Genomic DNA, 12,253 nt, shown 5'->3' with positions numbered 1-12,253 from the left:
TAAGCGACTATACTATCTCTATAAGATCCGTTAGCTTACGGATTTCATAAGTCGGCTTAATTCCTAAATGGTTTTCTTTAAGATGCGGATTGAACCAGCAAGTGTCAATCCCGTAATTTATGCCTCCATGAATATCGGAAGTCAAAGAATCGCCTACAATCAACACTTTAGCTTTATCTGTAATTTGCAGCTTAGAAAACGCATAATCGAAGATACCTTTATCAGGTTTCTGAAATCCAGCTTCTTCAGAAATAATGATATGCTCAAACGTATTACAGAGAGACGAGCTCCCAATTCTTGATGTCTGCACATTTGTGAATCCATTTGTTATAATGGCCAGCCGACAACCAGTAAGATTGTCACATAATTCTACAGCACCTTGCATAAGATGCGCTTCCTGTCCCAAATATTCAAGATAAACATTGCTGAACGTATCTGCATTGATTTCAAGCTCATGTGCAAGGAATAATCTCCTAAATCTCTCTACTCCCAATTTTGGCAAAGTAGTAAGCCCTTGTTCCAAATCTCTCCACAATACATTGCTAATCTCTTTATATTTAGCTTCATAATCCGCCAATCCCGTAGGCAATCCAAACTCTACAAAAGTTTTATGTAGTGCCTTTCTTTCTGATATACTGAAGTCGAACAGTGTATCATCAACATCGAACAATATGATTTCGTATTTCATAGCTCCTCCATTTATCCATTGCTTATCCAATATTAAGTCGGTATCGAAAGGGATGTGATTCTTATTTTTTGAGATACAAGATTGTAAATGGGATAAATTAATAATCCTTACAGGTATAGTTTGCTTATTATTTTTATTGTGTTACATAGTGACCTAGATGTAAAGTAATCTGTAATGTCGGAAAGTAGTATTAGGAGTATCACCCCATGCCCATCAAGCTAATATTTTGAAGTACCCCAAAAAACAAAAATTTTATCTCCCTACAGTTGTCTACATGATTTCTGCATAAGGAAAGGACTCTATGAATATTAAAATAAATAATAAAAAATAGGTTGGGGTACGTCCTTATAAAAAGAACGGTGTTTATCTTTCTTAAAATTTAAATCTAAATTTACGCTATAGGGAGTGTGTTGATGGAAAAATACAGATTATCAAAAGCAATCGGGGTTGTCTTAGGGATATTAACGATCATTGTTACGTTAGGATATGGCTTTCTGTATTTACTTGGTACTTCCTTAGGGAAAGCGCTCCATTCCGAAATTGATTCATCAGCAACTGATAGGCTTACTTTAGTCATTCTTATTGGTCTTCTCATAGTCGGCGTAATAACTGGAGCAGGTTCTTTTTGGTTAAACCGGAATGTATGGAGAGTCGTTTACTTTGGATTCTGTTTGGTACTTGGAATTTGTCTTTTTGTTACCTTTTTTATTTCTATAGGAGCATTAGGAAGCATATATGAATTTATGATTTTATGTATTAGCATGATGTATTTTTTGTTGAGCTATTTAGTAAGAAAGGGGAAATGAAAGTTACAAAGGTTGATTGCGGTTTTATCTCGCTCTTGAGTGAAAAGGCATCAGATACGCTTTAACTTGTGAATAAAGGGTAGAAGAATTCGGTATATCGCAGCTTGCCCCCTCTATCACTATTAAGGTGGAATGGTTTGGTGAATATTCCGAATTATCGAATAAAAACATTGTGAACATATTGCACTGTTTTACCGTGTTTATTATGATAGAATCAGGCTGTAATTACATTTAATTCTTGAACCAAGATCACATACTCTAGGATACGGGAGGACTGATCATTTTGAAAGGTGTAAGGCTGTTAAAAAAACGGATGTGTTTTGGACTATTAAGCTTAAGTCTTGTAAGCTTAAGCCTCTTTGGAGAATCAAAGCAGACGGAAGCAAAAGAAAAAGTAGAGCAAACAAAAAGTACAAGTCATGCGACTAGCCGAAAGTTCGTACAACTTGAGAAAAAGTTTGATGCTCGGCTCGGCGTCTATGCTATCGACACTGGCACAAATCGCACGGTAGCCTATCGATCTGATGAACGGTTTGCTTACACATCCACCTTTAAGGTTCTGGCTGCAGGAGCAGTGTTGCAGCAAAACTCGATTGACAACCTTGACGAGGTAATCACCTACACCAAAGATGACCTAGTCACGTATTCGCCGATCACAGAGCAACACGTGGATACGGGAATGACCCTTAGGGAAATCTGCGATGCTGCTATCCGTTACAGCGATAATACCGCAGGAAACCTTTTATTGCAGAAACTGGGCGGCCCTAATGGATTCGAAAAAGCACTGAGGCAGATCGGCGATAATGTCACCGAGGCTGATCGCTTCGAGACTGATTTGAACAGTGCCATCCCAGGAGACATCCGTGATACAAGTACAGCAAGAGCACTTGCCACCAACCTGAAGGCTTTCACGGTCGATGACGTGCTCTCGAATGATAAGCGTACAATCCTTACAGATTGGATGCGAGGGAACCTTACTGGAGACGAACTGATCCGTGCGGCCGTACCTAAAGGCTGGGAGGTAGGCGATAAAACCGGAGCAGGAGACTATGGAACGCGAAACGACATTGCTATCGTTTGGCCGCCGAATAGAGATCCCATCATTATCGTGATTCTATCCACCCATGATACTAAGAATGCTACCTATAATAATGAACTTATAGCACAGGCTGCCAAGGTCGCACTTAATGCCTTCAAGTGAATTAGGAGCGAGTATCAAAACAAGGAAAAATACACGTAGTCATTAGATACTTTTTAATTTTAGGAAGCAATGTCCAATTGCTTCTTTTTTGTTGCCGTTATAAAACTGAATGGTTTTTGGAAACTAGAACATTTAAAGGAAAAAATCGACGAATGTTGGCGTTCGTAAATATCCCTTGCGAGTCCAATTTCGTGTTTTTACTTTCGCCTGTATCTTTGGTTCGAGATAAACAAACTTTTGGTCTTCATGGGTTATGATTGATTTAGCAACCATACCTTCTAAATCAATATGCTTAGCAACACCAAAATAAGTGCTGCTATCTTCTTTGATTTAACGGATCTTCGAAATGATCTCTGTATCGGGTAATACCTGGTGTAATATTTCCTTTCTTTTATAGGGGTATGTGAACGATTCGGAGAATGAACCGCCACATCTGAAAATATTTCCAATTGGCGAAGAGGTATTGACTCATAATCATCAAGCTAAAAAAGAAATACACCCCCAAAATGAAGAAACCGAGCCATTTGCACAAAATCTTCGTTTTATATTTGGATTTTTAATAATGTAGGATTTTTTCTTATAAAGCAAACTGGGCCAGATTGTGGAATAACTGGTGCGATCCAATTGGATTATAATCAATTCATTTGACGTATTCATTTCCGTTCGGTAATATAACTAAGCGGTTATAAAATGTATAGGAATGTGATAAATATGGCTGAGGAAAAATACACCACAAGTTTGTTTGAAGTAATAGCTGAGGAAAACCGTAGAAAAATTATAGATCTTATCAGAAAACGACCAAGGTCTGTTGGGGAACTAGTTGAGTGTACACAATTAAGCCAGCCAGGAGTTTCTAAACACCTTCGAAAATTAAGGGAAGCCGGCCTAGTGATAATCATTAAGGATGCCCAAAAAAATATTTACCATTTGAATGCGGAGCCCCTTGCAGAAATTGATAACTGGTTAGAACCTTATCGAAAGTACTGGTCAGATAAGTTAGATATGCTAGAACAATTATTAGATGAGGAGGAGTAATGTATGCTAGCAGTTGTAGAAAAGTTTGAGGATGGATATGTAGCCACATATAATCGACCACTACATCATTCAGTTGAAAAGGTTTGGTCCACATTAACTGAAAATGGGAAATTGGAAAAATGGATGCCAAACTTACAAGTTGTAGACCTTAGAAAAGGCGGAAGGATTAAGTTCAATATGAACGATGGGACGGGGAAATCTATTGATATTTCGATTATAGATTTCAAAGAACAGTCCTACTTGCAGTATGAATGGGGAGAAGGTTGGGTTCGATTCGAATTATTTCCAAAAGATGATGGTTGTTTATTAGTATTAAAAGAATATATTCCTACTCTGAGTGATCATACTTCAAAAGATTTAGCTGGATGGCATGTATGTCTAGATATGTTCAGTACATTACTGGACGGTCAATATATGGACTTTCCAAAAGGTGAATGGGAAAAATGGCATGAGAAGTATGTAAGGGTAATTAAACAATTATAGTGAATTTAATATTCAATTAAAAAAACCAATTACAGTAATGTTGTAACAAACTAAACATCACTATTTTCCGAAAGGAGATATGTTTAAATGAAAAATCCGATTACAATACCTGACCTCTCATCGAGACCGTTTCATCTAGCAGTTGAACGATTAATGAATTCTTCACCCGAAGCTCTGTTCAAAGGGTGGACAGAGCAGTTTGACCGCTGGTTTGCCGCACCCGGATCAGTACTAATGAAGGCGGAGGTCAATGAAGTCTTTTTCTTTGAGACAATCTACAAATTTGATGTACATAGTGAGGCACAGCGTCATCCACATTACGGACGATTTTTAAGACTTGAGAAAGACCATCTCGTAGAATTGACATGGGTTACGGGCGCTGAAGGAACAAAAGGAGCTGAAACAGTTGTCACAATTAAGCTTGAACCTCACGGACATGGCACAAAGCTACATCTTACTCAAGCAGGGTTTCCAGATGAGGAGTCAAGGAATCAAGCCGAACAGGCTTGGCCGTTTGTACTTGAGAACCTAGACAATAAGATGATGGAGCGTTAATAAACAGAAAGAGGGTTGGGTTTATATGTTGACCTGTTTAAAGGGTTATTTGGAATATGGTGTTAATTTGAGAGCAGCATTAGTTAAATAACCATATGATTAATCTTTTGGCTCTTTTTGAAAAAAGTTTTAATATTATAAATTCGAAAATTCCTGACGTTATACCTTATAAAGATGCTTCTATAATGTTCTGAAATAAATAACCAGCTAAAATAAGTTAATCGATCTTTAACAAACGGGCGCAATCCTCTAATAAGGATTGCGCCTAAAAAATATAAAAAAAGATAAGGTATATTTTCAACTGGACAACCTACTTCTCTTAAATTCGCGCTTCCTATAATAAAGGATTCAAGAGGCTACCCCTATATAGACTTAGCAAAATGGAACTGTCCTTCTATTTCTATAATATTATTTGTAGGATTTTCTCCTTTTTTGTCGAATTCATTTGATAGAAGGAGGGACACTATATGTTTATCAAAGACTTTTTTATTAATCTTTTTATTTTTGCATTCCTAGTTAGTTCAACTATATTCATTCAAGTGTTTGTAATTAAATCCAACCAGTTCATTGAAAAAATATATGGGGCAATCATCGCTGTTATTTTGATGGCCTTTTCTTTTAAATACATGGGGTTTTACTATGATCTTCGAGCTGTTCCTCTCATTTTATCATTTGTTTACTTTGGGCGTACTGCCGGTTGGATTACGTTACTTAGTATTTTTATCATGCGTGTTTTTTATATGGATGGATATTATGTACCGTATATCATCGCGTTATTAGGAATAGGTATTATATTTACTATTTTTAAAACATATTTCAAAAACTTACATCCGTTTAAAGCTAGCTTTCTTTATCTAATTTGTTATATGGCTATGATTCGATTGGTAGGCGAACTTTTCATTCCGACTGTAATATCTAAAATGCTTTACATTCAAAACTTATTATTTACAAGTATGGGCCTGTTAAGCGGACTTTTTCTGATGGAAGCTTATCAAAAATTATATTCCTTAACACAAGAGTTATTTAGAACGAATCAAAAATTAAAAGGATCGAAGCAAGAGCTGAAAGATACTGTCCATGAACTGCAAGGAGGAATCTTTAAATTTATTAAAGTAGATACGCACTTTATACATACGATGTGTGATGGACAATTTTATTATCAAAACGGATTTTATTCTGAACAAGTGGTAGGAAAAAGTTTACGTACTATCGATTCTTCCATTATCCCTCCCCATCTTGTTCCTCAATTACTAAAGTATTATGTACAAGCATGGGAAGGGAATGAAGTTATATTTGAAATCCCCTGGCCAGATGATGAAACCATTGCTTTAATCGCACTTAGGCCAATTAAGCGAAATGGAAAAGTAATTGAAGTTGTTGGTTCCGCAATCGATATAACAGAGAGAAAAAAAGTGGAGAGTGAATTACAAGAGACCAAAGAATTACTGGAGTCATTTGTAAATAACAACAAAGATGCGATTGTCATCTCTGATCGAGAAGGACATATTTTACAAGTTAATAAAGCTTTTGAAACGATATTTGGTTGGTCAATACAAGAAGTGATCGGTAAAAAATTCCCTTCTGTACCCAATTTCTTAATGGATGAATCGATAGAAATTGTTCGGAATATTCTGTCTGGAAAATCTACAATTACTAGGTTAGAGACCATTAGACAACGAAAAAATGGGGATTTAATTGATGTAAGTATGACGATTTCACCTGTTCTAGATGTAAGAGGAAATATAATGGCTCTCTCTGCAATATGTAGGGATATTTCCGAAAAAAAACAAGCCGAAAAAGAACGACAGCAATTATATCAACAATTGCAAGAAAGTGAACTGAAATATCGTGTGCTATTTGAACAGGCAGCGGATGCGGTATACGTAGTAGAATTGGATAAAAATCGAATTCCTAATCGATTCATTGAAGTAAACCCGATTGGATGTGAAAGGTTTAATTTAAGTAGAGATGAAATTCTTAGTACTCCATTTTTTGATATTGTTTCTCAGGATTCTCTCCTTATAAGAAGACTGATAGAAAAATTTAAAGAAGGGGAAGATTCTTTTACTTTGCAAGATGAATATGTTCATAATACAGGAAAGAAAATAACGTCAGAGTTTAGTATTCGTGTATTCAAGTTGAATGGAAAAGAAGTTTTCTTAAGTATTTCTCGAGATATTACCGAACGCCTAAAGACGGAAGAATTATTAAGAAAATCCGAAAAACTTGCTGTTGTAGGTCAATTAGCTACAGCAATAGCTCATGAAATTAGAAACCCTTTAACTGCAATGAAAGGATTTATGCAATTATTAAAAACAATGGAAAATGAAAAAAATCATCACTATATAAATATAGTATCATCAGAAATTGATCGAATTGAAAGCATTACGAATGAATTTATGGCAATAGCCAAACCGCAGGCGGTGAAAATTCAGCCTAATGATATAAGTATGTTAATGAATCAAGTTGTCATGCTACTAGAGCCCCAAGCAATAATGAATAGTATACAAATTAAGACAGAAGTTATGTCTAATATTCCAATGATACTTTGTGAAGGGAATCAATTAAAACAAGTATTCGTTAATATCTTAAAAAATGCAATTGAATCTATGCTAACGGGAGGAGAGATTTTAATTCAAATTAATAGAGTTGGTAATAATCAAATCAATATTCGATTTATTGATCAAGGATGTGGAATTCCTCAAGAGCGTATACCATACCTTGGAGAACCTTTTTATAGCATTAAAGAAGAGGGGATTGGCTTAGGATTAATGATTTGTTACAAAATTATTGAAATGCATCAAGGAAAAATAGGTATTGAAAGTGAAGTGAATAGAGGAACAACGATAGATGTTACTCTCCCTATTTGTAAATTATAAAACAAATGTTGTTAAATTTTAAAATGGATACAAAATTATCTTAGCTTGATAGGCATGGGGTATTGTTGGTTTGGAATAAAGTTTGTTCAAAAATGTTTTTCAAATCCTTATTTAGTGAGAACCAAAAAGAATCCATTTTGAAAAAAGATTAATCAAAATGGATTCTTCTATACCATATCCAGATGTATTATTTATAAAAAAGTTTGATCATTTCTTATAAATACTTTTTTTATTAGTCTTTTGATACTCTATTATCATCTTAACAAAGTCAAGTGCAAAACCTATATTGTCTGGCAATGTAAGTTCTGAAAATAAATTCAGAGTGTAACTTAACCTTTTACGTTTATTTGAAAGGCTTAAAAAATTTCTGTTCCTTTTATCACACAAAAATAAGCTTCTATTTAAAGAAGCTTTTCCTTCTTCATCTTCATCTTTTCATAATTCTACCTGTTTAAAAAGGTCCACTGCATAGGAGTTTTCTTTAACTAGCGGTCTGTTCACACATCGGTTCAAATTCATTTTATATTGCAATTCCCTGAAAAATGCTACTAATTTTAAGAAACTATATTTCTAATGAATATTGAAAATAAAAGAAGAAGATACATATTCGAGCCTTAAAAATCATATTTAGTAACGATTGATGGAAATAATATTTTGGAGGCTATAATAGTGAATGAGAAACATCATAAACAGAGGCAAACGTTATTAGAAGAAAGCCATTATGAGAAGAAAGCCATTATGAGAATCGAGACCTCTCCAATGAGCCAGCTAAACTTCATTCCCAGACAATCGGCTCTGGGGGACCTGTACTGGAACAAGATAGTGTACTACACGAAACCTTACAAGAATTTATTCATGAAAAGATTTTAGAAAGACCTGTTCATGCAAAAGGATTTGGTGCATTTGGTTATTTTCAAACGTTATATTCAATGTCCGAACATACAAAACTGAGCTTTTTACAAAACCCTAATCAGAAAGTTCCTGTTATGGTTCGCTTTTCGTTAGCTGTCGGTACGAAAGGAACACCTGATACATCTAGAAATGTACGTGGTTTTGCTACAAAGTTTTATACAGAAGAAGGCGCTTTTGACCTTTTATGTAATCACATTCCTGTCTTTTCTGTTCGCGATGCGATACGATTTCCGGAATTTATTAAAGCATTCTCACCTTCACCAAAAAATAATTTAATTGATCCTGATAGGTCTTGGAGCTTTGCAGCAAGAGCTCCTGAATCGATTCATTTTGTTATACGTTTATACTCTGATGCTGGTACGGTAAAAAGTCTTCGCCGCATTCCAGGACATAGTGTAAATACATATGTTTGGAGAAACGCTCAAGGTATTAGAAAGTACGTTAAATACCATTGGTACCCATTTGAAGGTGTACAATACATTGATCGCGAAGAAGCAAATAGATTAGCCGCTGAAAATCCTGATTACGCTGGCAAAGATTTATACGATGCGATTGCGGGTGGTAAATCGGTGGTATATGGCTTATATGTCCAGCTCATGGATCCAAAGGATGAAGCAAATCTTTCTTATGATCCTTTAGACGCTACAAAAGTATGGGATGAAAAAGAGTATCCCCTAATACCAGTAGGCAAAATGGTATTAAATAAAAATCCTGATAATTATATGGAACAAGTAGAAAAAGTCGCCTTCTCCGTTTCTAATTTACTAGACGGCGCAGAATTATCTGATGATAAAATACTGCAGGGTCGTGCCAATATTTATAGTGATTCTCAAAGAAGAAGAATTGGAGCTGAATTTCGTAAATTACCGATTAACCAACAGCAAAATTGGACACCAACTAATCAAATTACAAGTGGTGATGGAAGATATGTTGAAGGCAAACTAGAAAGAACTTCTATAACAAAGCAAGACGATTTTAGGCAGGCTGGTGAATTCTATATGAGGTTAACTCAAATAGAAAAAGAACATCTTGTCGAAAATTTAGCTAGTGATTTGAAAGTTATATCTGATGATATTAGAAAGAAAGTTATGGAGTATTTCAATAAAGTATCATCTGACTTAGCAAAGAGAATTGAGATTGAAATGAAAAAGTGATAAGAGGATTAAAAAACGTCATTTTTACGATTAAAATGACGTTTTTTTGTATAAAATTTATTAATTTTCACCATGTTCTTAATAACCGTATACTTTCACAAATACTACAATTGTTGCATTGAAATAAAATTTGATTAAAAGTATCGTGCGAACCCATATTTTACGATAAATAAAAAGAAGCCATTTTGAAAAAAGAATAATCAAAATGGCTTCTTTTCTTCTTGAATGAACATTCCGTTTTATAAAAAAGTTTGATTAAAACTCACTTAGAATTCTTTAATCGAAAAGGAATAAAACGGTGCAACTTTTTTGTAAACGGTACATCTTTTTTATAAACAATACGACTTTATTTCAAAGCTACAGGTATCGCCCCATGGCCATCAAGCTAAGATATGAAAATAACTCCAAAACGAGGAAAATACTCCTTTTCTCTAAAACCAATCTTTTGTACTATTTACCAATAAAACATTACCATGCTACAATATTACTACTAATGACAGAAAGGATGATGGGTGGACGATGATTAACTAATCTTATTTTTAAATGTTGAAATTGGATATTTCAAATTATAAAAAATAGGATTAGTCTACCCATTGTTCATAAGGAAGTAAAGCTATTTAATAAAATAGCTTATTTGGGTATAAATAATTTAAACGACTAATCCTGCCAAATTTAATTGGGAGGATTTTTTTATTCTCCTTTTAAAGAGAGGAATAGATGGTATGAAGGAACTTTTAAAAATACAAGATGTCTGTTTGGAAATAATGGAAAATACTCTGTTTGAACAAATTAATACTACAGTGAAACAGGGAGATATTATTGGAGTAATTGGAAAAAATGGTGCTGGAAAATCCACTTTGTTACAGTTGATAAATGGAGAAATAGAACCAACAAAAGGGAAACTTCAATGGCAACAGATGAACGTAACAATGGCATATGTTGAACAAGAAAAAGAGGCATATATATCTAATGAAGTAACAGCGATAGAAGCTGAACTTCTTTCAAAATGGGGAGTACCAACAAACGATTTTCATAAGTTAAGTGGTGGAGAAAAGCTTAAAATCCGACTTGCAAAAGGATTTGCGCAAGGTACAAACCTTCTAATGTTAGATGAACCGACGAATCATTTAGATGAGCAGAGTACAGAATTGCTCATTGAACAGATAAAAAGCAAAAGTGGAACAATCATTGTTGTATCACATAATCGATATTTCTTAGATGCTGTTGCAACGAGAATTTGGTCGATAGAAGATACAAAACTAATTGAGCATCAAGGGAATTATACGAGTTATATGAAAGTTCGAGAACAAAAGAGACTCACTCAGCGGCGCGAATATGAAAAGCAACAAAAAAACATCGAACGTATAGAATCACAAATGAAAGAAATATCATCATGGTCACAAAAAGCACATGCACAGTCGACAAAAAAAGATGGCATTAAAGAATATTATCGTGTAAAGGCAAAGCGAATGGATGCGCAAGTAAAGTCGAAACAAAAGCGTCTTGAAAAAGAGCTTGAAAAGACGAAAATAGAACGTGTTAAGCCAGACCCTATTGTAGAGTTTTCAATTGAAGCAAATAAAAAGGTAGGAAAACGTTTTTTAGAAGTGAAACAATTAAAAAAATGTTTTGAGGAACGAACATTATTTGAGAAAGTTAATTTTACAATTCAACATGGTGAGAAGATTTCAATACTAGGTGCTAATGGTTGTGGGAAAACAACACTATTGAAGGTGATTATGGGACAGGAAACGTTTGAAGGCGAAGTATGGATTTCACCATCTGCAAACATTGGTTATTTAACACAAGAGGTATTTGATTTACCACTTGAAAAAACACCAGAACAGTTATTTTATAAAGAGACTTTTGAAGAAAGAGGAAAAGTACAAAGTTTAATGAATCATTTAGGATTTAAATCTTCTCAATGGACAGAACCAATCAAGCACATGAGTATGGGTGAGCGTGTAAAGTGCAAGCTAATGGCGTATATATTAGATGAAAAAGATGTGCTTATTTTAGATGAACCGACAAATCATCTTGATTTACCTTCACGTGAACAACTTGAAAATACATTAGCGCAATATAATGGTACACTGCTTGTTGTTTCACATGATCGGTACTTTCTTGAAAAAACGACTAACAGTAGACTGGTGTTTTCAAACAATAGCATACAAAAGCAATTGAAAGAAACATCTCAAAAAAGAGATAATCTCTCTGAATTACGTTTAAAGCTTGAAACAGAAAGACAAGAAGTTTTAGGAAAACTAAGCTTTTTAACTCTTAAAGATGAAGCGTACATGGAACTTGATAAAAGATTCAAAGAACTTACGAAGCAAATAAAGGAGCTATAATCGAAAATACTTGTAGTTAGGGTACTGCCACATTGCCATCAAGTTAAGAATTCAGAATTACCCCAAAATAATAAAATGAAAATTTCTCAATTCAAGATTTAAAAACGCCAGCAATGTTGTTTAATTAAAGGGCGCAATTCTGTAGCAAGAATTGTGCTCGATCTTTATGTATTGGGCCACTATGTTGAA

At 34.5% G+C, this 12,253-nt stretch carries 8 protein-coding genes and 1 pseudogene; 8 read left to right on the top strand and 1 reads right to left on the bottom strand.

What is annotated here, in order from left to right:
- Positions 1–7: 7 nt before the first annotated feature.
- Positions 8–688 (bottom strand): YjjG family noncanonical pyrimidine nucleotidase, encoded by a 681-nt coding sequence (locus ACTDJC_RS11835; protein WP_440603514.1) that lies wholly within the window; start codon positions 686–688, stop codon positions 8–10.
- Between the two features lie 413 nt (positions 689–1,101).
- On the opposite strand from ACTDJC_RS11835, the gene ACTDJC_RS11830 reads away from it, so the two are divergent.
- The 8 genes and pseudogenes from ACTDJC_RS11830 to abc-f all read left to right on the top strand — a co-directional run bounded on the left by ACTDJC_RS11830 (position 1,102) and on the right by abc-f (position 12,064).
- The gene (locus ACTDJC_RS11830) at positions 1,102–1,494 is read left to right on the top strand and encodes a hypothetical protein (protein WP_098309831.1); all 393 of its coding nucleotides are present in this window, start codon (positions 1,102–1,104) and stop codon (positions 1,492–1,494) included.
- A 313-nt stretch (positions 1,495–1,807) separates the two neighbouring features.
- Entirely contained in the window at positions 1,808–2,695 is an 888-nt protein-coding gene (bla, locus tag ACTDJC_RS11825; RefSeq protein WP_440603730.1) for a class A beta-lactamase, read from the top strand.
- A 711-nt stretch (positions 2,696–3,406) separates the two neighbouring features.
- Complete coding sequence (locus ACTDJC_RS11820) at positions 3,407–3,730, top strand: ArsR/SmtB family transcription factor (RefSeq protein WP_440603513.1); 324 nt, start codon at positions 3,407–3,409, stop codon at positions 3,728–3,730.
- A gap of 3 nt (positions 3,731–3,733) precedes the next feature.
- Entirely contained in the window at positions 3,734–4,213 is a 480-nt protein-coding gene (locus ACTDJC_RS11815; RefSeq protein WP_440603512.1) for an SRPBCC family protein, read from the top strand.
- A gap of 153 nt (positions 4,214–4,366) precedes the next feature.
- On the top strand, positions 4,367–4,768 hold the full coding sequence (locus ACTDJC_RS11810) for an SRPBCC family protein (protein ID WP_440603729.1): 402 nt from the start codon (positions 4,367–4,369) through the stop codon (positions 4,766–4,768).
- Between the two features lie 467 nt (positions 4,769–5,235).
- Positions 5,236–7,647, top strand: a complete 2,412-nt coding sequence (locus tag ACTDJC_RS11805) for a PAS domain S-box protein (protein WP_440603511.1) — start codon at positions 5,236–5,238, stop codon at positions 7,645–7,647.
- Between the two features lie 669 nt (positions 7,648–8,316).
- Positions 8,317–9,713 (top strand): annotated as a pseudogene (locus ACTDJC_RS11800) (catalase).
- A 722-nt stretch (positions 9,714–10,435) separates the two neighbouring features.
- On the top strand, positions 10,436–12,064 hold the full coding sequence (gene abc-f, locus ACTDJC_RS11795) for a ribosomal protection-like ABC-F family protein (RefSeq protein WP_440603510.1): 1,629 nt from the start codon (positions 10,436–10,438) through the stop codon (positions 12,062–12,064).
- Positions 12,065–12,253 lie beyond the last annotated feature (189 nt).

The organism is Bacillus sp. GB_SG_008, assembly GCF_052038115.1.
Lineage (GTDB): Bacteria > Bacillota > Bacilli > Bacillales > Bacillaceae_G > Bacillus_A > Bacillus_A rhizoplanae.
This window is presented reverse-complemented; position numbering and strand designations above follow the sequence as displayed.